Source organism: Thermus sp. CCB_US3_UF1 (assembly GCF_000236585.1).
Lineage (GTDB): Bacteria > Deinococcota > Deinococci > Deinococcales > Thermaceae > Thermus.
The window spans coordinates 1,208,773-1,230,117 of the sequence record NC_017278.1 but is presented as its reverse complement, the minus strand read 5'-3'; the positions used below and the strand labels follow the sequence as shown (position 1 = coordinate 1,230,117).

18 protein-coding genes and 1 pseudogene are annotated in these 21,345 nt (G+C 71.0%); 12 read left to right on the top strand and 7 right to left on the bottom strand.

Features of this window, described 5'->3' with window-relative positions:
* Position 1: 1 nt before the first annotated feature.
* The 10 genes from TCCBUS3UF1_RS06075 to TCCBUS3UF1_RS06030 all read left to right on the top strand — a co-directional run bounded on the left by TCCBUS3UF1_RS06075 (position 2) and on the right by TCCBUS3UF1_RS06030 (position 10,134).
* Complete coding sequence (locus tag TCCBUS3UF1_RS06075) at positions 2-799, top strand: SDR family oxidoreductase (protein ID WP_014515633.1); 798 nt, start codon at positions 2-4, stop codon at positions 797-799.
* 65 nt (positions 800-864) lie between these two features.
* Positions 865-3,462, top strand: a complete 2,598-nt coding sequence (ppdK, locus tag TCCBUS3UF1_RS06070) for a pyruvate, phosphate dikinase (RefSeq protein ID WP_014515632.1) — start codon at positions 865-867, stop codon at positions 3,460-3,462.
* A 54-nt stretch (positions 3,463-3,516) separates the two neighbouring features.
* On the top strand, positions 3,517-4,443 hold the full coding sequence (locus TCCBUS3UF1_RS06065; RefSeq protein ID WP_014515631.1) for a tyrosine-type recombinase/integrase: 927 nt from the start codon (positions 3,517-3,519) through the stop codon (positions 4,441-4,443).
* A 64-nt stretch (positions 4,444-4,507) separates the two neighbouring features.
* Positions 4,508-5,086, top strand: a complete 579-nt coding sequence (locus TCCBUS3UF1_RS06060) for a TetR/AcrR family transcriptional regulator (protein WP_014515630.1) — start codon at positions 4,508-4,510, stop codon at positions 5,084-5,086.
* Positions 5,073-6,044, top strand: a complete 972-nt coding sequence (gene paaA / locus TCCBUS3UF1_RS06055; protein ID WP_014515629.1) for a 1,2-phenylacetyl-CoA epoxidase subunit PaaA — start codon at positions 5,073-5,075, stop codon at positions 6,042-6,044. Before TCCBUS3UF1_RS06060 ends, paaA begins: the two co-directional genes overlap by 14 nt.
* A gap of 9 nt (positions 6,045-6,053) precedes the next feature.
* Positions 6,054-6,581, top strand: a complete 528-nt coding sequence (locus TCCBUS3UF1_RS06050; protein WP_014515628.1) for a phenylacetic acid degradation protein — start codon at positions 6,054-6,056, stop codon at positions 6,579-6,581.
* The gene (paaC, locus tag TCCBUS3UF1_RS06045; RefSeq protein ID WP_014515627.1) at positions 6,571-7,332 is read left to right on the top strand and encodes a 1,2-phenylacetyl-CoA epoxidase subunit PaaC; all 762 of its coding nucleotides are present in this window, start codon (positions 6,571-6,573) and stop codon (positions 7,330-7,332) included. The genes TCCBUS3UF1_RS06050 and paaC overlap by 11 nt, the downstream gene beginning before the upstream one ends.
* On the top strand, positions 7,326-7,781 hold the full coding sequence (gene paaD / locus TCCBUS3UF1_RS06040) for a 1,2-phenylacetyl-CoA epoxidase subunit PaaD (protein WP_014515626.1): 456 nt from the start codon (positions 7,326-7,328) through the stop codon (positions 7,779-7,781). Before paaC ends, paaD begins: the two co-directional genes overlap by 7 nt.
* Positions 7,782-7,790: 9 nt before the next feature.
* Positions 7,791-9,794 carry a phenylacetic acid degradation bifunctional protein PaaZ gene (gene paaZ / locus TCCBUS3UF1_RS06035; RefSeq protein WP_014515625.1) on the top strand — a complete coding sequence of 668 codons (2,004 nt, stop codon included), beginning with the start codon at positions 7,791-7,793 and terminating at the stop codon, positions 9,792-9,794.
* Positions 9,795-9,810: 16 nt separating this feature from the next.
* Positions 9,811-10,134, top strand: coding sequence for a helix-turn-helix domain-containing protein (locus TCCBUS3UF1_RS06030; protein WP_014515624.1), 324 nt, complete (start codon positions 9,811-9,813; stop codon positions 10,132-10,134).
* Here TCCBUS3UF1_RS06030 and bfr read toward each other — a convergent pair.
* The 4 genes from bfr to nadC all read right to left on the bottom strand — a co-directional run bounded on the left by bfr (position 10,131) and on the right by nadC (position 14,036).
* The gene (gene bfr, locus TCCBUS3UF1_RS06025) at positions 10,131-10,607 is read right to left on the bottom strand and encodes a bacterioferritin (protein WP_014515623.1); all 477 of its coding nucleotides are present in this window, start codon (positions 10,605-10,607) and stop codon (positions 10,131-10,133) included. The two genes, TCCBUS3UF1_RS06030 and bfr, sit on opposite strands and share 4 nt — an antisense overlap.
* Before the next feature lie 19 nt (positions 10,608-10,626).
* Complete coding sequence (locus TCCBUS3UF1_RS06020) at positions 10,627-12,120, bottom strand: L-aspartate oxidase (protein WP_014515622.1); 1,494 nt, start codon at positions 12,118-12,120, stop codon at positions 10,627-10,629.
* A gap of 2 nt (positions 12,121-12,122) precedes the next feature.
* Positions 12,123-13,046, bottom strand: coding sequence for a quinolinate synthase NadA (gene nadA, locus TCCBUS3UF1_RS06015; protein ID WP_014515621.1), 924 nt, complete (start codon positions 13,044-13,046; stop codon positions 12,123-12,125).
* A gap of 162 nt (positions 13,047-13,208) precedes the next feature.
* Positions 13,209-14,036 carry a carboxylating nicotinate-nucleotide diphosphorylase gene (gene nadC / locus TCCBUS3UF1_RS06010; protein WP_014515620.1) on the bottom strand — a complete coding sequence of 276 codons (828 nt, stop codon included), beginning with the start codon at positions 14,034-14,036 and terminating at the stop codon, positions 13,209-13,211.
* A 59-nt stretch (positions 14,037-14,095) separates the two neighbouring features.
* Here nadC and TCCBUS3UF1_RS06005 point away from each other — a divergent pair.
* Positions 14,096-16,040 (top strand): annotated as a pseudogene (locus tag TCCBUS3UF1_RS06005) (thioredoxin domain-containing protein).
* 115 nt (positions 16,041-16,155) lie between these two features.
* Positions 16,156-17,358: an acetyl-CoA C-acyltransferase gene (locus TCCBUS3UF1_RS06000; protein WP_014515618.1), complete on the top strand. Its 1,203-nt coding sequence runs from the start codon at positions 16,156-16,158 to the stop codon at positions 17,356-17,358.
* Positions 17,359-17,361: 3 nt separating this feature from the next.
* Here TCCBUS3UF1_RS06000 and TCCBUS3UF1_RS05995 read toward each other — a convergent pair whose 3' ends face one another.
* The 3 genes from TCCBUS3UF1_RS05995 to TCCBUS3UF1_RS05985 are packed head-to-tail and all read right to left on the bottom strand — an operon-like array spanning position 17,362 to position 21,339.
* Positions 17,362-18,897, bottom strand: a complete 1,536-nt coding sequence (locus TCCBUS3UF1_RS05995) for an urea amidolyase family protein (protein WP_014515617.1) — start codon at positions 18,895-18,897, stop codon at positions 17,362-17,364.
* A gap of 4 nt (positions 18,898-18,901) precedes the next feature.
* On the bottom strand, positions 18,902-20,941 hold the full coding sequence (locus TCCBUS3UF1_RS05990) for an MDR family MFS transporter (protein WP_014515616.1): 2,040 nt from the start codon (positions 20,939-20,941) through the stop codon (positions 18,902-18,904).
* Positions 20,938-21,339: a MarR family winged helix-turn-helix transcriptional regulator gene (locus TCCBUS3UF1_RS05985; RefSeq protein ID WP_014515615.1), complete on the bottom strand. Its 402-nt coding sequence runs from the start codon at positions 21,337-21,339 to the stop codon at positions 20,938-20,940. Before TCCBUS3UF1_RS05985 ends, TCCBUS3UF1_RS05990 begins: the two co-directional genes overlap by 4 nt.
* Positions 21,340-21,345 lie beyond the last annotated feature (6 nt).

The window sequence follows — 21,345 nt, the reverse complement described above, 5'->3', positions numbered from 1 at the left end:
TATGAAGCTGGCCGGCAAGGTGGTGGTGGTCACGGGGGCGGGAAGCGGGCTGGGCCAGGCCCTGGCCCTGGAGCTCCTTAGGCGGGGGGCGAGGGTGGCGGCGGTGGACCTGAGGGAGGAGGGCCTGAGGGCCACCCAGGAGCGGGCGGGCCGCCTGGCCCAGGGCTTGAGCCTCCACGTCCTGGACATCACCCACCGCGAGGGGGTGGAGGCCCTGCCCCAGGAGGTGGAGGCGGCGCACGGCCAGGTGGACGGGCTCATCAACAACGCCGGCATCATCCAGCCCTTCAAGCGGCTTTGGGAGCTGGAGGAGGCCACCCTGGAGCGGGTGATGCGGGTGAACTTCTGGGGCACCCTCTACATGACCCGGGCCTTCCTGCCCCGGCTTTTGGCCCGGCCCGAGGCCCACCTGGTCAACGTCTCCAGCATGGGGGGGTTTCTGCCCGTCCCGGGGCAGACGGTGTACGGGGCCTCCAAGGCGGCGGTGAAGCTTCTCACCGAGGGGCTTTGGGCCGAGCTCCAGGGTACGCCGGTGCGGGTGACCCTGGCCCTGCCCGGGGCCATGCGCACCGGGATCGCCGAGCACTCCGGGGTGGCGGCCCCGGGGGCCGGGGGGCAGGTGAAGGTGCCCATCCTGGAGCCGGAAAGGGCCGCCCAGATCCTCCTGGATGCCGTGGAGCGGGACGCCTTCCGGGTCCTCCTGGGGCAGGACGCCCGCACCATGGACCTCCTCTACCGCCTAAGCCCCCTTCGCGCCACCCGGCTCATCCAAAGCCGCATGCGCCACCTCCTCTCCTAAGGGCGGTGTAGGGGTCGCGCGCCTACACCTTTCCACGCTTCCATGCCCCGGGGGAGACTGGAGGCGTGGAGCGGTTTGCCTATCTGCTAACGGAAGCCCAAGGGCTTTCCCGCGAGGTCCTGGGCGGAAAGGGGTTCGGCCTGGTGGCCATGCACCGGGCCGGCCTCCCCGTGCCCCCGGCCTTTATCCTGAGCACCGCGGCCTGCCGCCGCTTCCTCCAGGAGGGGAAGGTCCCGGGGCTTTGGGAGGAGGTGGAGGCCAAGGTGGCGGCCCTCGAGGGCCTAACGGGGAAGCGGTTTGGCCAGGGGGAGGGGGGTGCCCCTCCCCTCCTGGTTTCCGTGAGGAGCGGGGCCCCGGTCTCCATGCCGGGGATGATGGACACCATCCTGAACCTGGGGCTTTCCCTGGAAGGGGTAGGGGCCCTGGCCCGGGCCACGGGCAACCCCCGCTTCGCCTGGGACGCCTTCCGCCGCCTTCTGGCCATGTACGGGGAGGTGGTCCTGGGGGAGCGGGCCGAGGTCTTTGAGGAAAGGCTATCCGCCCTCAAGGCCCGGCGGGGGGTGCGCACGGACGCCGAGCTTTCCGCCGAGGACCTGGAGGAGCTGGCCCTTGGGTACCTGCGCCACCTGGAGGCCCGCGGCACCCCCTTCCCCTTAGACCCTTGGGCCCAGCTCCGGGGGGCGGTGGAGGCCGTCTTCCGAAGCTGGCAGAACCCCCGGGCCAGGACCTACCGCCGCATCTACGGCATCCCCGAGGACCTGGGGACCGCGGTGGTGGTCCAGGCCATGGTCTTCGGCAACCTGGGGGAGGACTCGGGCACCGGGGTGGGCTTCACCCGCAACCCCGCCACCGGGGAAAGGGGCCTTTACGGGGAGTACCTGCGGAACGCCCAAGGGGAGGACGTGGTGGCCGGGGTGCGCACCCCCGAACCCCTGGAGCGCCTTCTGGACTACGCCCCTGGGCTTTATCGGGAGATTGAGGCCATCGCCCAGCTCCTGGAACGCCACTTCCGCGACATGCAGGACTTTGAGTTCACCGTGGAGCGGGGGCGGCTTTACCTCCTCCAGACCCGCTCGGGCAAGCGCACGGCCCAGGCGGCGGTGCGCATCGCCGTGGAGATGGCCGAGGAGGGGCTCATCACCCGGGAGGAGGCGGTCCTCCGGGTGGAGGCCAACGCCCTCCCTGGCCTCCTCCGGCCCGCCGTGGACCGGGAAAGGGCTCCCAAGCCCTTCCTCCAGGGGCTTCCCGCAAGCCCCGGGGCCGCCTTTGGCCATGCGGTCTTCAGCAACGAGGCCGCGGAACGCTACGCCGCCCAAGGCCTCCCCGCGGTCCTGGTGCGGCCGGAGACCACCCCCGAGGACATCACGGGCATGTACCTAGCCAAGGGGATCCTCACCGCCCGGGGGGGCCTCACCTCCCACGCCGCCGTGGTGGCCCGGGGCCTGGGGGTGCCGGCGGTGGTGGGGGCCGAGGCCCTTAGGGTCTACCCCGAGGAGGGGCGGGCCGTGGCGGAGGGGGTGGAGATCCGGGAGGGGGACCTCCTCACCCTGGACGGGGGCACGGGGGCGGTCTACCTGGGGGCGGTCCCCCTGGTGGAGGCCCAGGGGGAGGCCCTGCTGGCCAAGCTCCTCGCCTGGGCCGAGCCCCACCGCCGCCTGGGGGTGAGGGCCAACGCCGACACCCCACTGGACGCCAGCCGGGCCCGGGCCTTCGGGGCCGAGGGGATCGGGCTCTGCCGCACGGAGCACATGTTTTTCGCCGAGGAGCGCCTGCCCTGGGTGCGAAGGCTCATCCTGGCCGCCACGGAGGAGGAGGAAGAGGCGGCCCTGTCGGCCCTCTTCGCTTTCCAGAAGGAGGACTTCAAGGCCATCCTCCGGGCCATGGACGGCCTCCCCGTCACCGTCCGCCTCCTGGACCCGCCCCTGCACGAGTTCCTCCCCCCCTGGGAGGAGCTCAAGGCCAAGGCCGAGGCCGGGGACGAGGAGGCCCAGGCCCTTCTGGAGCGGGCCCAGGCCCTAAGGGAGCAAAACCCCATGCTGGGCTTCCGTGGGGTTAGGCTCCTCCTCCTTAGGCCCAGCATCCTCCGCATGCAGCTTAGGGCCCTCCTCGAGGCCGCCCAGGAGCTCCGCCAGGAGGGCCTGGACCCCCGCCCCGAGGTCATGGTCCCCCTGGTGGCCGACCCCAAAGAGGTGGAGCGGGCCCGGGCCCTGGCCGAGGAGCTCTTCCGGGTCTACGGGCCCATCCCTTTCGGCACCATGATCGAGACCCCCCGGGCCGCCCTCCTGGCGGGGGAGATCGCCCCCCTGGTGGACTTCTTCAGCTTCGGCACCAACGACCTCACCCAGATGGCCTTCGGCCTTTCCCGGGACGATGCGGGGAAGTTCCTGCCCCGGTACGTGGAGGAAGGGCTTTTCCCCTTTGACCCCACGGAGCGCCTGGACGAGAAGGGGGTGGGCCGCCTCCTCAGGCTGGCGGTGGAGGAGGGGCGGCGGGCCAACCCCCGGCTCAAGGTGGGCCTCTGCGGGGAGCACGGGGGGGAGGCCCGGAGCGTGGCCTTGGTGGCCCCCCTCCTGGACTACACCTCGGCGAGCCCCTACCGGGTCCTCACCGCCCGGCTGGCCGCGGCCCAGGCAGGCCTAAAGGAAGGCGTGGCGGCGGGCTAGGGAACCGCTAAGCCAATTTGCGCGAAAGGTACATTTCGCGCATATAATGCCCCCATGGACCCCAGCCTTCCCGCCCACGCTCTTTGGAAAACCTTGGGCATTAGAAGGCCAAGCCAGGCCCTTCTGGTCCTGGCCCCCTACGCGGAGTACCTCCTCTTGGAACGGGGCTACTCCCCCCGGGGGGTGCGGCGCTACCTCCAGGACCTGGTCCTCTGGCTGGGCTTCCTCGAGGCCCACGCCCTTCCCCCGGGGCCCGAGGCGGTGCGGGCCCTTCTCCTGGAGGAGCGCTGGGCCCCGAGGCGGGTCCAGGGCTTCCTGGCCGCCCTGAGGAGTTATTACCGCTACCTGGCCCAGGTGCGGGGGGAGGCCGTGGAGGACCCCACGGAGGGCATCGGCCGCCCCAAGGCAGGGCGGCGGCTTCCCCTGCACCCCAACCCCGAGGAGCTCAAGCGCTTCCTCCAGGCTTTCGTCGAGGAAAAAGAGGCCAGGCTCCTCACGGCCTTGGCCCGCTTCCTCTACGGCACGGGCTTGCGCATCTCTGAGGCCCTTTCCCTCAAGGGGCGGAACGTGCTCCTGGAGGGGGGGCGGCCCGCGGCGGTGCGGGTGGTGGGCAAGGGCAACAAGGAGCGCCTGGTACCCCTTTCCAAAACGGCCCAGGAGGCCTTGGGGGAGCTGGGCCTTCCCCAGGGTAATGTGCCCATTTTCACTTTTGCCCAGGGCAAGCGCAAGGGACACGTGCCTTCCGCCCGCTACGTGGAGGCCAAGTTCCGCATGGCCGCCCTCCGGGCCGGCCTGGACCCCCGGCGCTTTACCCCCCACAAGCTCCGCCACGCCTACGCCACCCTCTTGGTGGAGGTGGGCGTGGAGCTGGACGCGGTCAAGGACCTTCTGGGCCACGAGTCCATCGCCACCACCCAGATCTACCTCCACGCCTCGAGGGAGCGCTTGAAGGAGGCGGCCTCCCGGTTGCCCGAGCTCTGAATGGTGAGGGAGGACACTTGTCCCTTCCCCCTTGGCGTGCTAACCTAACAAACGACCGTTAGCCATGGAGCGCCGAGACCAGATCCTCCACGTGGCGGGCAAGCTCTTCAGCCAGAGGGGCTACCACGCCACCAGCATGCGGGACCTGGCCAAGGAGCTCAACCTCCAAGGGGGAAGCCTCTACGCCCACATCGCCTCCAAGGAGGAACTCCTTTTGGAGGTGGTCCGCCAGGCAGCGGCGCGGTTTTTGGCGGTGCTGGAGGGTCTGGAAGGGGACCCCGTGGCCAAGGTGCGGGCCTTGGTGCGGGGGCATCTTCGGGTCATCGCCGAGGAGCTCCCCCGGGCCACGGTGTTCTTCCACGAGTGGAAACACCTCTCCCCTCCCCTCCTGGAGGAGGCCAAGGCCCTGCGCCGCCGCTACGAGGAAGGGGTGCAGGGGGTGATCCAAGAGGGGGTAGAGAAGGGGGTTTTCCGGGTGGAAAGCGTGCGCCTGGCGACCCTTTTCCTCCTCTCCGCCCTGAACTGGACCTACCAGTGGTACCGCCCGGAAGGGCCCCTATCCCCCGAAGAGCTTGGGGAAATCTACGCCCGGATGGCCTTGCGGGCCCTGGGCGTGAAGGAGGGCGAGGATGGTGCGGCTTAGGATAGGCTACCCGGAAGACCCCGACTACGGGGAGAGGCTCGCGGAGTTTGAGGCCCGGATCGCCCGGGGGGAGAAGATTGAGCCCGGGGACTGGATGCCCGCCGAGTACCGGCGCCAGCTCATCCGCATGATCTCCCAGCATGCCCACAGCGAGTGGGTGGGGATGCTCCCCGAGGGGGCCTGGATCACCCGGGCCCCTTCCTTGAGGCGGAAGCTCATCCTCCTGGCCAAGGTGCAGGACGAGGCCGGGCACGGCCAGTACCTCTACCACGCCGCGGAAACCCTGGGCATCACCCGGGAGGAGATGGTGGAGGCCCTCCTTTCCGGCAGGGCCAAGTACTCCAACATCTTCAACTACCCCACCCTCACCTGGGCCGACATCGGCATCATCGGCTGGCTGGTGGACGGGATGGCCATCAAGAACCAGACCATGCTGGCCCAGTGCTCCTACGGGCCCTATTCCCGGGCCATGGTGCGCATCTGCGCCGAGGAGACCTTCCACCACAAGCAGGGGAAGGAGGCGGTTCTCCTTTACGCCAAGGGCTCCAGGAAGCAGCGCCAGATGGTCCAGGATGCCCTGAACCGCTGGTGGTGGCCCACCCTGATGATGGCGGGCCCCCACGATACCGACTCCCCCCACACCCCCCTTCTCCTGCGCTGGGGCATCAAGACCAAGACCAACGACCAGATCCGCCAGGAGTTCCTGAACGAGCACGTCCCCGAGCTTCTGGAGGCGGGCCTCGTCCCCCCGGACCCCGGGCTTCATTACGACGAGAAGACCGGGAACTGGGTCCACGGCCCCATCCCCTGGGACGAGTTCTGGAAGGTGATCGGTGGGGAGGGCCCCATGAACCGCCACCGCCTCCTGGCCCGAAGGAAGGCCCACGAGGAGGGGCGGTGGGTACGGGAGGCCCTCGAGGCCTACGCCAAGCGCCGCTTGGCCCAAGCGGCGGACTAGGGGGGCGGCATGTGGGGCACCGAGTGGCCGCGCTACGAGGTGATCAAGCAGGACACCCCCAAGGCCCTGCCGCAGATGGTGGGCTCGGTCCACGCCGCGGATCCCGAGCACGCCCTCCTCATCGCCCGGCACGTCTTTGTCCGGAGGCCCTCTTGCTACGCCCTCTTCGTGGCCCCGGCGGAGGCCTTCTTCCACATCACCCAGGAGGGGCTTAAGGATCCCGAGGCCCTAAGGCCCAAGGGCCCAGGGCCTGAGGAGGCCTACTGGGTCTTCGCCAAGCGGGGCCACCGCCGGAGCATGGTCTACGGGGACCTGGTGGGGCGGTTTGCCGCTTCAAGCCCTGAGGAGGCCGTGGCCCAGGCCCTCCTCCAGGCCCAGGGGGTGGCCTTCTGGGCCGTGCCCGAACGGGAGGTGGTGGGCACGGAACCCACGGCCGAGGTGGTGGAGAGCTGGTTCGCCCCGGCCAAGGAGAAAACCTACCGCCTGCAGAGCTACTACGGCCTCATCACGGCCAAGGAGGTGGGGGATGACGCTTGACGCGTACCTGAAGGAGGCCCTGGTGGCCAAGCTGACCGCCCTGGCCGACGACGAGGTGGTCCTGGCCCAGCGGCTTTCCGAGTGGGTGGCCCACGCCCCCATCCTGGAGGAGGACATCGCCATCGCCAACCTGGCCCAGGACGAGCTGGGCCACGCCAAGCTCTGGCTGGAGCTCCGCCAGGAACTGGACGGCTCCGACCCCGACCAGCTGGTTTTCCTCCGCGACCCCCTGGAGTACCGCAATGCCGTCCTGGTAGAGCTTCCCAAGGGGGACTGGGCCTTTAGCCTGGTGCGGCAGTACCTCTTTGACGCTTACGAGAACCTGTGGCTTAAGGAGGCCCAAAGGAGCGCCTACGGGCCCCTGGCCGAGGTGGCGGGCCGGATCCTTAAGGAGGAACGCTTCCACCTGCGCCATAGCGGCCTGTGGGTGGAACGGCTGGGCCTGGGCACCGAGGAAAGCCACCGCCGGGCCCAGGAGGCCTTGGACCTCCTCTTCCCCTACGCCCGCCAGCTCTTCCAGCCCCTCCCCGAGGAGGAGGCCCTGGTGGAGGCGGGGGTGGTGCCGGACCTAAAGGGCCTGGAAGGGGTCTACCTGGAGACGGTGGGCGCCCACCTGCAAAGGGCCGGGCTCAAGCCCCCCGAGGGAGGGTATGTGCCCAAGGGCCGCCAGGAGCACACGGAGTACCTCTGGTCCCTCCTGGCGGAGATGCAGTCCGTGGCCCGTTGGGACCGGGAGGCCAAGGCATGGTAGCCCGCTACTGGGAGGCCCTAAAGGGGGTCAAGGACCCGGAGATCCCCGTGCTGAACATCGTGGAGATGGGGATGATCCTGGACCTCGAGGCCCAAGGGGAAAGGGTCCGGGTCCGCTTCCGCCCCACCTTCTCGGGCTGCCCCGCCCTCCAGACCATCCGGGAGGAGATCCAAAGGGCCCTCCTGGCCGCGGGGGCCCAGGAGGTGGAGGTGGTGGAGGCCCGGACCCCCTGGTCCACGGAGGCCCTGGGGGAGGAGGCCCGGGAGAAACTCCTGGCCTACGGCATCGCCCCGCCCCTGCCCCTACCCCTGGCCGAGGAGGACCCCCCCTGCCCCCGGTGCGGGAGCCGGGAGGTTTTCCTCAAGAACCCCTTCGGCTCCACCCTGTGCAAGCGCCTCTACCAGTGCGCCGCCTGCGGCGAGCCCTTTGAGGCCTTCAAGGCGGTCTAGGGGGTGGGGATGAAGGTGAAGAGCTACCTCATGGGGGCGTGGCGGGAGGGCCAAGGGGAGGGGGTCCCCCTCCGGGACGCCACCACCGGGGAGGTCCTGGCCCGGGTGACCTCGGAGGGGTTGCCCCTGGCCGAGGCCCTGGCCTGGGGGCGGGAGGTGGGGGGCAGGGCCCTTCTGGCCCTGGGCTTCCCCGAACGGGGAAGGAGGCTTCGCGCCCTGGCGGCCTACCTTTCCGAGCACAAGGAGGAGCTTTACCGCCTTTATGCCACCACCGGGGGCACGCGGCGGGACGCCTGGTACGACGTGGACGGGGGGATCGGGGTCCTCTACAGCTACGCCAGCTTGGCCCGGAACCTGCCCGAGGGCAACTTCCTCCCCGAGGAGGAAAACCTCCCCCTAAGCAAGGACCTTTCCTTCCAGGGGCGGCACCTCCTGGGCCCCAAGGGGGGGATCACGGTCCAGGTGAACGCCTTCAACTTCCCCGTCTGGGGGCTTTTGGAGAAGTTCGCCCCCGCCTTCTTGGCCGGGGTGCCCACCCTGGCCAAGGCCGCCACCCCCACGGCCCACGTGGCCGAGGGGCTGGTGCGGCGCATGGTGGCCTCGGGCCTCCTGCCCGAGGGGAGCCTGCAGTTCGTGGCCGGGGGGTTGGGGGAGGCCCTCGAGGCCCTGGACCACCGGGATAGCCTTTACTTCACGGGCTCCAAGGCCACCGCCGACCGCCTGCGGCGCCACCCCGCCTTCCTGGAACGGGGGGCCTTCTTCAACGCCGAAACCGACTCCCTCAACGCCGCCATCCTGGGGATGGAGGCCGGGGAGGAAGAACTGCAAAGGCTGGCAGAGGAGATCGCCCAGGAACTGGCCATCAAGTCGGGACAGCGGTGCACGGCCATCCGCCGGGTCCTGGTGCCCGAAGACCGCCTGCAGGCCCTCCTCCAGGCCACCCAGGCCCGCCTGGAGGGCCTCCGCCTGGGGGACCCCCGGGAGGAGGCGGTGGACCTGGGCCCCTTGGCCTCCTTGGAGCAGAAGGCCGAGGTGGAGGGAGCGGTGGCAGCCCTCCTTCAGGGGGGGGCCAGGCTGGCCTGGCGCCACCCCGGCCGGGCCGACGGGGCCTTCTTCCCCCCTACCCTGCTCCTGGCAGAGGACCCCTATGGCCCTCCCCTCCACCAGGTGGAGGCCTTCGGCCCCGTGGCCACCTTCTTCCCCTATCGCACGCTGGAGGAGGCGGTGGGCCTGGCCCGCCTGGCCGGGGGGATGCTGGCGGCCACCCTGGCCACCCCCGACCCCGAGGAGGCCCGCTTTTTCCTCGAGGGCCTCTCCGGCCATGTGGGCCGCCTCCACCTCCTGAACCGCAGGAACGCCCACAGCTCCACCGGCCACGGCTCTCCCCTGCCCCGCCTGCTCCACGGGGGGCCGGGGCGGGCGGGAGGGGGGGAGGAGCTGGGAGGGATGCTTTCGGTGAGGCGGCACCTGGCCCGCCTGGCCCTCCAGGCTGACCCCTTGACCCTCCAGGCCCTCACGGGGGAGTACGCCAAGGGAGGGGAGAAGCCCGCCACGGTCCACCCCTTCCGCAAGCCCTACGAGGCCCTGGAGGTGGGGGAAACCCTCTGGACCCACCGCCGCACCCTCACCGAGGCGGACATCGCCCTCTTCGCCCACCTTTCCTGGGACCACTTCTACGCCCACACCGACGAGATCGCGGCCCAGAAGAGCCTCTTTGGCCGCCGGGTGGCCCACGGGTACTTCGTCCTCTCCGCCGCCGCCGGCCTCTTCGTGGACCCCGCCCCAGGGCCGGTCCTGGCCAACTACGGCCTCGAGGGCCTGCGCTTCACCGAGCCCGTGGGGGCGGGGGACACCCTCCAGGCCCGGCTCACGGTGAAGGCCAAACGCCCCCGGGATGAGAAGACGGGGGTGGTGGAGTGGGCGGTGGAGGTGGTGAACCAGGAGGGGAAGACCGTGGCCGCCTACACCGTCCTCACCCTGGTGGCCCGCCAGGGGACCGGGGACGCCCCCTAGGTGGTACCATGGGGGTATGGCCGAGCCCGAGGCCTTCTGCCCGGTCTACGCCGCCCTGAACCTCCTCCAGGAGAAATGGACCCTGCACATCGTCCGGGCCCTCCTGGAGGGGCCCAAGGGCTTCAACGAACTTTCCCGGGCCATCGGGGGGGTGAACCCCGCCACCCTTTCCCAGCGCCTGGAGCACCTGGTGGCCCTGGGGGTGGTGGAGAAGCGGGTGGAGTCCTACATGCCACCCCGGACCCGGTACAGCCTCACCCAGGCCGGGCGGGAGCTGGAGGAAGTCATCCAGGCCATTGACCGCTGGGCCCGGAGGAACCTGAAGGCCCCCGTGGGCTAGTCGGCCTCCCCTGCCAGGTACTGCAGGTAGTTGGCGAGGCCCATCTGCTCCTTGAGCTCCCGCTGGCTTTCCAGCCAGTCCACGTGGGCCTCCTCGTCCTTGAGGATCTCCGCCACCAGGTCCCGGGTGCCGTTATCCCCCAGGGACTGGGCCAGGTTCATGGTTTCGTTGTATCCCTTCACCGCCTGAAGCTCCCCCTCGTAGTCCTTGAAGAGAATCTCCTCCACGTTTTTCCCGATCCGGATCTCCCCAATCCGGCTCACCTCGGGGAAGCCCTCCAGGAAGAGGATGCGCTCAATGTGCTTTTCCGCGTGGCGCATCTCGGTGATGGCGTGGGCCTTGAGGTGGCGGGCCAGGGCCTTGAAGCCCCAGTTCTCCGCCATCTCCGCGTGGACCATGTACTGCAAGATGGCGGCGAGTTCCTCGGAAAGCCGTTCCTGCAGGCTCTGGATGACCTCCGGGTGGCCTTTCATGGGAAACCTCCGGAGCCCATTATACCCCCACGGGCACCTTGCGGAGGGAAGTGCCCTGGGCCTCCAGGTGGTAGGCCTCGGGGCCTGGTTGGGGGAAGTCCTGGCGGAAGTGGGCCCCGCGGCTTTCCTCACGGAGGAGGGCCATCTCCAGGAGGAGGCGGGCCAGGAGGGCCAGGTGGCCGGCCTCGAGGCGGGGCCTTGCCTCCAGGGCCCCGGGCAGGCCCTCCTCCAGGGGAAGCCCCTGGACCCAGGCCAGGGCCTCCCGCAGCCCCTCCCCCCGGCGCACCACCCCCGCCGCCTCCCCCATGCGGGCCCGAAGGGCGGGAAGAAGCCCGGGATCCAGGAGCGGGGCAGGCAGGGGTTCGGCCCCTAGGGGAAAGGCCAGGTCCTCCAGGGCCGCCAAGGCCGCCCGCTCCCCCAGGACCAGGCCCTCCAGGAGGCTGTTGGAGGCCAGGCGGTTGGCCCCGTGGAGGCCGCTGGAGGCCACCTCCCCCGCGGCGAAGAGGCCCGGGAGGCCGGTGAAGCCCCTTGGGTCCGTCCGCACCCCCCCCATGGCGTAGTGGGCGGCGGGGGCCACGGGGAGGGGCTCCCGCAAAGGGTCCAGCCCCAGGGCCCGGGCCTGGGCCACGACGCTGGGGAAGCGCTCCTCCAGCCTGGGGATGGGGCGGAGGTCCAGGTAAACCCCTCCCGTGGCCTGCCCTTCGGCGAACACCGCCCGGGCCACCACGTCCCGGGGGGCCAGCTCCCCTTGGGGGTCGTAGCGGGGCATGAACCGCTCCCCCCGGGCGTTCCGGAGCACCGCCCCTTCCCCGCGGCAGGCCTCGCTCACCAAGGAGCCGTCGGGAAGCGCGGTGGGGTGGAACTGGACGAACTCCAAGTCCCTCAGGGTGGCCCCGGCCCGCCAGGCCAGGACCATCCCGTCCCCCGTGGCCCCCGGGGGGTTGGTGGTCACGGGGAAAAGCCGCCCCAGGCCCCCTGTGGCCAGGAGTACGGCCCCGGAGCGCACCCAAAGGGGGCCTTCGGGGGAGAGGACGTAGGCCCCCGCCACCCGCCCCCCGGCCACCAGGAGGCTTGCCGCCAGGTGGCCCTCCAGCACCGGGCCCCTAAGCCGGGCCAGGAGGCCCTGGAGGAGGAGGAGGCCGCTTCGGTCCCCCCCCAGGTGGCGCACCCGGGGGCGGGAGTGCCCCCCCTCCCGGGTGGGCTCGGGGTGGAAGGGAAGCCCCCAGGCCAGAAGCCTTTCCAGGTGGCGCGGGGCCTCCTCCAGGATGGAGCGGGCCACGCCCTCCTCCACCAGGCCCCGCCCTGCCCGGAGGGTGTCCTGGAGGTGGGCCTCGAGGTCGGCCTCGTCCAAGGGGAAGGCCACCCCGCCCTGGGCCCAGGGGGTGGAGCCCGAGGGCAGGGGGTCCTTGCTCAGGAGGAGGACCCTGGCCCCCCGGGCCTCGGCGGCCAGGGCCCCGTAGACCCCCGCCACCCCAGCCCCCAGGACCAGGAGGTCGGCGGTGAGGGTGCGCATGCCTACCCCACGGCCACCATGGCCTCCAGGGCCCGCCTGGCCCGTTGGGCCACCCCTTCGGGTACCCGCACCACGTGGCGCATCTCCTTGAGGGAGAGGTAAATCTTTTCCAGGGTGATCCGCTTCATGTAGGGGCAGACCGCGTCGGGCTTGACGGGTATGAAGGCCTTCCCCGGGGCTTCCTTCTTGAGGCGGTGGAGGATGCCCACCTCCGTGGCCACCACGAAGGCCTGGGCCTGGGCCCCCTTGGCGTAGCGGACCATGCCCTCGGTGGAGAGCAGCTTGGCGTCGGGCTTCAGGTAGAGGCAGCCCGAGCCGCAGCCGCACTCGGGGTGGATGAGGAACTCCGCCTCGGGGTGGGTTTCCAAAAGGGCCTTTAGGTGCTCCTCCCGGATCCCGGCGTGCACGTGGCACTCCCCTGGGAAAAGGTCCAGCTTCCGCCCGGTTTCCCGGGCCACGTGGGCCCCCAGGAACATGTCGGGCACGAAGAAGATGGGCCGGTCCTGGGGCAGGCGGGCCACCACCTCCACGGCGTTGGCGCTGGTCACGCAGACGTCGGCCAGGGCCTTGACCTCGGCCTTGGTGTTCACGTAGGCCACCACGATCCCGTCCGGGTGGGCCTCCTTCCAGGCCAGGATGTCCTCGGGGCGGATGCTGTCCGCCAGGGAGCAGCCGGCCTCGAGGTCCGGCAGGAGCACGGTCTTCTCCGGGTTCAGGATGGCGGCGGTCTCGGCCATGAAGTGCACCCCGGCGAAGACGATCACCCGGGCCCGGGTTCGCTGGGCCTCCCGGGCTAAGCCCAGGGAGTCCCCCACGAAGTCCGCCACCTCCTGCACCTCGGGGAGCTGGTAGGAGTGGGCCAGGATAACCGCCTGCCGTTCCCGCTTGAGCCGCTCTACCGCTTCGTTCAGGGTTTTTCCTTCCATGGTTGGGTCAAGGAAACCTCGCTCCGCCAGGCTCACCTGGCGCCAGCTGGAACCAGGAGGCTAGGGAGGGCCAAGGGCCACCGGGCATGGGAGAACCCCTCCAGGGCCGCGGCCTGGCGTGTCTGGAAGCGCGCCATGCCCTCATGGTAGCACCCCAGCTCCTCACGGGCGGACCACGAGAAGGGAAAGGTCCAGGGCCTTGGCGGAATGGGTGAGGGCCCCCACGCTCACGTAGTCCACCCCGGCCTCTGCCGCCGCCCGGGCCCGCTCCAGGGTCATGTTGCCGCTGGCCTCGAGGGGGACCCTCCCCCCTACCCGGCGCACGGCCTCGCGCATGGCCTCCGGGGGGAAGTTGTCCAGGAGGATGAGGTCGGCCCCCGCCGCCAGGGCCTCCTCCAGCTCCTCCAGGTTCGTCACCTCCACCTCCACCTGGAGGTAGTGGGGGGCCCCTTCCTTGGCCCGGCGCACCGCCGCCCTGACCCCCCCAGCGGCCCGGAGGTGGTTCTCCTTGAGGAGGATGCCGTCAAAGAGGCCGAAGCGGTGGTTCCTTCCCCCGCCCACCCGGACGGCATACTTCTCCAGGGCCCGGAGGCCGGGGGTGGTCTTGCGGGTGTCCAGGACCTGGGTCCGGGTCCCCGCCAGGGCCTCCACGTAGGCCCGGGTGAGGGTGGCGATGCCCGAAAGGCGCTGGAGGAGGTTGAGGGCCAGCCGCTCCCCGGCCAGGATGCCCCGTAAGGGGCCCCGGATCCGGGCCACCTCCTCCCCGGGAGCGATGGGGTCGCCCTCCTCCTTTTGGGGAAGGAAGGCCAGGCGCGCCTCCGCCAGGGCAAAGACCCGCGCGGCCACGGGCAGCCCGGCGAGAACGCCCCGCTCCTTGGCCAGGATGACTGCCTCGCCCTCGAGGCCCTCGGGCACGGTGAGGAGGCTGGTGAGGTCCCCGTGGCCCAGGTCCTCCTGGAGCCAGGCCCTCAGGGTTTCGTCCGGCACCATGCCCCCCATTGTAAGGAAGGGGAGGCCGCCCTTCCCCCCTTTAGGCTAGCCTGGAGGGCATGGCCAACCGCCTGCAAGGCGCAAGGAGCCCCTACCTGCTGGCCCACGCCCAGGACCCCGTGGACTGGTACCCCTTCGGGGAGGAGGCCTTCGCCCGGGCCCGGGCCGAGGACAAGCCCCTCTTCCTCTCCGTGGGCTACTCCAGCTGCCACTGGTGCCACGTGATGCACCGGGAAAGCTTCCAGGACCCCGAGGTGGCCGCCCTCCTCAACGCCCACTTTGTCCCGGTCAAGGTGGACCGGGAGGAGCGGCCCGATGTGGACGCCGCCTACATGCGGGCCCTGGTGAGCCTGACCGGCCAGGGGGGCTGGCCCATGAGCCTCTTCCTCACCCCGGAGGGGAAGCCCTTCTTTGGGGGCACCTACTTCCCCAAGGAGGACCAAAAGGGGCTTCCCGGGTTCAAGCGGGTCCTCCTGGCGGTGGCCCGGGCCTGGCAGGAGGAGCGGCAAGGGATCCTGGAGGAGGCCGAACGCCTGGCCCAGGCCCTCTGGCGAAGCCTCTCCCCGCCCCCGGGGCCCCTGCCCCAAGGGATGGAGGAAAGGGCCCTGGAGGCCTTGGAGCGCGCCTTTGACCCCGAGTGGGGGGGTTCCTCCCCGCCCCCAAGTTTCCCCCAAGCCCCCCCTCCTCCTCTACCTCCTGGCCCGGGCCTGGCAGGGGGAGGAGAAGCCCAGGCGCATCCTCCGCAAAACCCTTCGGGCCATGGCCCTGGGCGGGGTGTACGACCAGGTGGGGGGAGGCTTCCACCGCTACAGCGTGGACCGCTTCTGGCGGGTGCCCCACTTTGAGAAGATGCTCTACGATAACGCCCTCCTGGCCCGGGTCTACCTCGAGGCCCACCGGGTGTTCGGGGACCCCCTTTTCCTGCGCGTGGCCCGGGAAACCCTGGACTGGCTCCTTTCCCTGCAGGGGCGGGAAGGGGGGTTCTACACCGCCCTGGACGCGGAGAGCGAGGGGGAGGAGGGGCGGTACTACACCTGGACCAGGGAGGAGCTTAAGGCGGCCCTGGGAGCGGATTTTTCCCTGGCGGAGCGCCTTTTCGCCCTGGGGGAGGACCTGGGGGAGCGGTCCGTCCTCACCGCCTGGGGGGAGGAGGTGGTGGGGCGGGAGCTGGGCGAGGGGTTTGCCGCCTGGCGGGAGGGAGTTAGGGCCAGGCTCCTGGCCGCCCGGCGCCGCCGCATGCCCCCTGCCCTGGACGACAAGGTCCTGGCGGACTGGTCGGCCCTGGCGGTCCGGGCCCTGGCCCAAGGGGGGAGGCTTCTGGGGGAAGGGCGGTACCTCGAGGCCGCCCGCAAGGGGGCCCACTTCCTCCTGGGGAGGATGCGAAGGGAGGGCCTTCTGCGCCACGTCTGGCGCGAGGGAAGCCTCGGGGAGGAGGCCTTCCTCAGCGACCAGAGCTTCGCCGCCCTGGCCCTCTTGGAACTCTATGCGGCCACCGGGGAGTGGCCCTACCTGGACGCCGCCCGGAGCCTGGCCGAGGCGGCCTGGGAGGCCCTGGGGAAGGAGGGAGCCCTGCCCCTGCCCGCCCGGGAGGTGGAAGAAGGGGCCCTTCCCTCCGGGGAAAGCGCCCTGGCCGAGGCCTTCTGGCGGCTGCAGGCCCTTTTGGGCGGGGACTTTCGGGAACGGGCGGAGGCCCTTTTGCAGGGGAAGGCCCTCTGGCTTGGCCGTTACCCCCAGGCCCTGCCGGGCTTCCTCCTGGCCCACCGTCTCCTGGCCCAGGGCTCGGAGCTGGCCGTTCCCCTCCCCTCTCCCCTTTGGGAGGAGGTGCGGCGGCTCCACCTGCCCCTGACCCAGCTGGTGGTGGGGCCTGCGGGGGCCCTTCCCGGCCTGGAGGGCAAGGAGCCTGGCCGGCTTTACCTTTGCCGGGAAGGAGCCTGCCGCCTGCCGGTGGAGGGCCTCGAGGGGCTGGAGAGGGAGTTGGTGGTGGTGTACGGACGGGGGTTTTAGTTTGTGCTTGTGTTCACGATTATCCCGGTTCGTGCTTACCTTCTCAACCACAGGCGTTGACGCCTCCCCCCACCCCCTTTAGACTCCAGCCATACCCTCCGTGGGAGGTAAAACCATGCCCGAAGCCTGGATCGTACAAGCGGTGCGAAGCCCCATCGGCAGGCACGGGGGGGCCCTGGCCCCGGTGCGCCCCGACGACCTCCTGGCCCACGTGCTGGGCGCCCTCATGGAACGGGCCGGGGTCCCCAAGGAGGAGGTGGAGGACGTCTACGCCGGCTGCGCCAACCAGGCCGGGGAGGACAACCGCAACGTGGCCCGCATGGCCCTCCTCCTGGCCGGCTTCCCCGTGGAGGTGGCCGGCTGCACGGTGAACCGCCTCTGCGGCTCGGGGCTAGAGGCGGTGGCCCAGGCGGCCCGGGCCATCTGGGCCGGGGAGGGCCAGGTGTACGTGGGGGGCGGGGTGGAGTCCATGTCCCGCGCCCCCTTCGTGGTGCCCAAGGCGGAAAAGCCCTTCCCCACCGGCAACCAGGTGATGTACGACACCACCTTGGGCTGGCGCTTCGTCAACCCCAGGATGCAGGCCCTCTACGGCACGGAGAGCATGGGGGAAACCGCAGAGAACCTGGCGGAGATGTACCGCATCCCCCGGGAGGAGCAGGACCGCTTCGCCCTCCTCTCCCACCAAAAGGCCGTGCGGGCCTGGGACGAGGGGCGCTTCCAGGAGGAGGTGGTCCCCATCCCCGTGAAGCGGGGCAAGGAGGAGGCCCTGGTGGCGGTGGACGAGGGGCCCAGGCGGGACACCTCCTTGGAGCGCCTGGCCCAGCTCAAGCCCGTCTTCCGGGAAGGGGGGACGGTGACCGCCGGCAACTCCAGCCCCCTAAACGACGGGGCGGCGGCGGTGCTCCTGGTCTCCGATGCCTACGCCAAGGCCCACGGGCTCAAGCCCCTGGCCCGCATCCGCAGCGTGGCCGTGGCCGGGGTGCCCCCGAGGATCATGGGCCTCGGCCCCGTGCCCGCCACCCGGAAGGCCCTGGAACGGGCAGGGCTTACCCTAGGGGACCTCGGCCTCGTGGAGCTCAACGAGGCCTTCGCCGCCCAGGCCCTGGCGGTGCTGCGGGAGTGGGGCCTCCCCATGGAAGACCCCAGGCTCAACCCCAACGGCGGGGCCATCGCCCTGGGCCATCCCCTGGGGTGCTCGGGGGCCCGGATCCTCACCACCCTGGTCCACGAGATGGCAAGGCGCAAGGTCCAGTTCGGCCTCGCCACCATGTGCATCGGGGTCGGCCAGGGCATCGCCATGGTGGTGGAGGCCCTCTAGCCCCTACCCTTCCCAGGGCAGGCGGGGGATGATTTTGTGTATATTTTCACGATTTCCCTCGCTCGTGAAAATAAGCTCGACTCCTGGCCAAACCTGGCCCAGCCGCCAAAGGTCCTGGGGATGGATCCGCAGGGGCTTGCTGTAGCCGCCCAGGCTGCCCTTGTCGGCCAGGAGGACCAGGGGCCTGCCCGAGGGCGGGACCTGGATCCCCCCTAGAGGCGTGGCCTCGGAAAGCCCCTCCCCTCCCGGGACCTCGGGGCCTTGCAGTTCCACCCCCATCCGGTCCGCCCGGACCACGCGGAAGCTTCCGGAAAGGAAGGCGGCCAGGGCCTCCGGGCTGTACTGGGGCCCGGGGAGGAGGCGGAAGCGGAAGGGCAGGAGGGGCCTCTGGGGAAAGGCCCGCCCGGGGCGGACGGGCCGCTCCTCCCCTAGGCCCAGAAGGTCCCCGGCCCGTAAGGGACGGCCCACCCGGCCCCGGAGGTCGGGGGAAGCCGAGCCCAGGAAGGTGTGGGCCTCGAGGCCCCCGGCCAGGGCCAGGTAGACCCGCACCCCCTTGCCCTTGGGCCGGAAGCGGAGGGTCTTGCCCTGGGGCCAGAAGAAGCTCTGCCCCGGGGGGATCTCCTCCCCCTCCAGGAGGGCCACCAGGCCGTACCCCGCCACGGCCGCCACCAGGGGCCTGAGGGCGGTGAGGACGGGACCCCGGTAGGCCACCTCCAGGAGGGGAGCCCCAGGAGGGTTCCCCACCAGGCGGTTGGCCAGATGGGCGGAATAGGGGTCCAGGGGCCCCGAGCGGGCCAGGCCCAGGTGGGCAGCGAGGAACCGCCCCCCGTCCACCACCAGGTCCAAAAGCCCTTCCTCCTCCACCCTAAGGGCAGGGAGCCTGGGGCTTGGGGGAAGGAGCTCCAGGGGAAGGGGCTCGGGCGGGGCGGGGCCCTGGGCCTCCCGGAAGCGCACCCGGTCCCCAGGCTGGAGGAGGAAGGGCTCGGGGCGGTGGGGATCGTAGACGGCCACCAGGGCGGTGCCCAAGAGGTGCCACCCCCCGGGGGAAGGCAGGGGGTAGACCCCCGTCTGGGGGCCGGCCATGGCCACGGCGTGGGCGGGCACCCGGGGCCTGGGGTGGGGGCGGCGGGGAAGGCGCAGGGCCTCGTCCACGGGGGCCATGAAGGGGAAGCCCGGGGTGAAGCCCAGGGCGTAGACCCGGTACAGGGGGGCCTGGTGGCGGCGCTTCACCTCCTCCAGGGAAAGGCCGGTGCGCCGGGCCACCTCCGGGAGGTCCTCCCCGTCGTAGCGCACAGGGAGGATGACCTCGCGCCCCTCCGCCTCGGCCAAGGGGGCGCGGCGGAGGTGGGCCAGGAGCCGGGCCCGGGGAAGGAGGGCGGGGTCGTACTCCAGGTAGAGGGTGCTGTAGGCGGGCACGGCCTCCCGAAGCCCCGGCGGAGGGGAGGCCAGGAGGAAGCGGGCCAGGGCCTGGGCCAAGCGGCCCGCCTCCTCGGAAACCCCGGAAAGCCCACCGCCCAAGACCAGGTAAAGGCCCTCCACGCCCTCACTCTACCGAGGGGAGAGGCCTTGCGGCCTGGAGTTCCCGGTTGGGGAGGAAGGCCATGGCCAGGACCGCCAGGGCCACAAAGCCCGCCCCGAAGAGGAAGATGCGCTTTAGGGCCTCCACGATGCCCTCCATCAGGGCCCCCTTGACCTTGGCCCTCACCGCCTCCAGCTGGGCCAGGACCTGGCGGGGTACCTCTTGGAGGGCCTGGGCCTGGGCGGCCTTCAAGCCCGCCCCCACCCGGGCCACCAGGGCCCCGGCCTCCCCCCGGAGGCGGGCCTCCACCTGGGCCAGGACCGTGGGGCGAAGGGCAGGGGGAGGAGGGGTGTCCAGGAGGGGCCTCAGCCCGGCCCCCAGGGGGGTGGCCAGGAGGGCCTCCCGGGCCGCCCCATCCCCCGACCAGGCCCTTTGCAGGAGGTCTAGGGTGCCCCGGACCAGGCCTCCGGGCAGGAGGAGGGCCTTGAGCTCTGAGGGGAGCAAGGGTTCCTTCGCAAGGGCTTCTCGCGCCGCCTCATCCCCGGCCAGGGCCTTGGTCACCTCCTCTTTCAGCCGGGCGAAGCGGGCGGGAAGCCCCCCGGGCTCCAGGGCCTCCTTGTACGCCGCGGGCAAGAAGGGGTCTTGCACCAGGGCCCGGTAGGCGGCCTCCTCCCCCGCCAGGGCCTGGGGCAAGAGGGCCTCGAGGCGGGCAAACTCCCGGTCCAGGTCCAGGGCCATCCCCTCCCCGGCCCGGGCCATGGCCGGGGTGCTCCCCCCGGGGAAGGCCTGGGCCAGGTGCTGGCTTAGGCTCCCGGCCAGGACGGTGCCCAGGAGGGCGATGCCCATGGTGGAGCCGATCTGCCGGGTGAACTGGACCATGCTGGTGCCGCTTCCTACGCGCTCCCGGGGGAGGTCGCTCTGGGCCACGATGTTGAGGACGCTCTGCGCGGGGCCCAGCCCCAGGCCCAGGAGGAAGAAGAGGAAGACCACCAGGTACAAGGGGGTTTCCACGGCCAACACGAAGTGCAGGAGGAGGAAAAGGCCCAGGAGAAACAGGGCGCTTCCCAAGAGAAGGCCCTTGTAGCGCCCCAGCCGGGCCAGGAGCTGCCCGCCCCCCAGGCTCCCCACCATCACCCCCAGGGTGAGGGGGAGGACCGTCACCCCGCTTTGGCTGGCCGACGCCCCCTTCACCACCTGCAGGTAAAGGGGCAGGAAGGCCACAGCCCCCAGGAAGGCCGGTCCGTAGAAGAAGGCGGCCAGGGCGGAGAGGGAAAAGGTGGGGATGCGGAAGACGGAGAGGTCAAAGAGGGGGTGGCGGATGCGGGCCTCGGCCAGGATCCAGACCCCCAGGCCCACCAAGGCCCCGGCCAGGAGGCCCAGGATGACCGGGCTCCCCCAGGGGTAGGTGCTCCCCCCCCAGGAGAAGGCCAGCATCAGGGGCACCGTCCAGAGGACCAGAAGCCCTGCCCCCAGGAAGTCAAAGGGCTCCCGGTGGGCGGGCTTCAGGCGGGGCATGTAGCGGAGGATGAACCCGAGGGCCACCGCCCCCACGGGCATGTTGATGTAGAAGACCCAGCGCCAGGAAAGGTGGTCGGTGAGGAGTCCCCCAAGCCAAGGCCCCACCGCCGAGGAAAGGCCGAAGATGGCCCCAAAGGCCCCAGCGAGCCGCCCCCGCTCCCGGGGCGGGAAGAGGACGGCGATGGTGGTGAGGGCCAGGGCGAAAAGGGCCCCGCCCCCCACCCCCTGGAGGCCGCGGAAGAGGATGAGCTCGCCCATGTTCTGGGAAAGCCCGGAGAGGGCTGAGCCCAGGAGGAAAAGCCCCACCGCCCAAAGGAGGATGGCCTTGCGGGAAAAAAGCTCCGTGAGGCGGCCGAAGATGGGGGCGGAGATGGTGGAGGCGAGGAGGTAGCTGGTGGTGACCCAGGCGTAGTACTCGGCCCCCTTAAGCTCCCCCACGATCCGGGGCATAGCGGTGGAGACGATGGTCTGGTCCAAGGCGGCCAAGAACATCCCCAGAAGGATGCCCACCATGGTGTAGCGGACTTCTTGCGGTGTGGGGTTCATGTTTCCTCCAGTTTGGCCAAAAGCGTCAGGAGGTGCTGGACCTCATCCGGGCGCAGGCGGGCCAGGCGGCGGCCCAGGGCCTCCTCCATAAGGGCTTCCGCCCGGCGAAAGGCCTCCTCCCCCTTGGCCGTGAGGCGGAAGGCGAAGCGGCGCAGGTCGGCCCTGTCCAGGGAGCGGGCCACGAACCCCCCCTCCTCCAAGCGGCGGAGCATGTGGCTCACGGTGGGCAGGGGCAGGCCCATGCGCCGGGCGGCCTCGGAGGGGTAGGGGTGGCGCTTCAGCACCCAAAGGAGCCAGGCCTCGAGGCCGGAAAGCCCCAAGGAGGCCAGGCCCCGCTCGGCCTCTTCCCTCAGGGCCCGCTGCAGGCGCCAGATGCGGCCCAGCACCTCCCAGACCATGCCGCC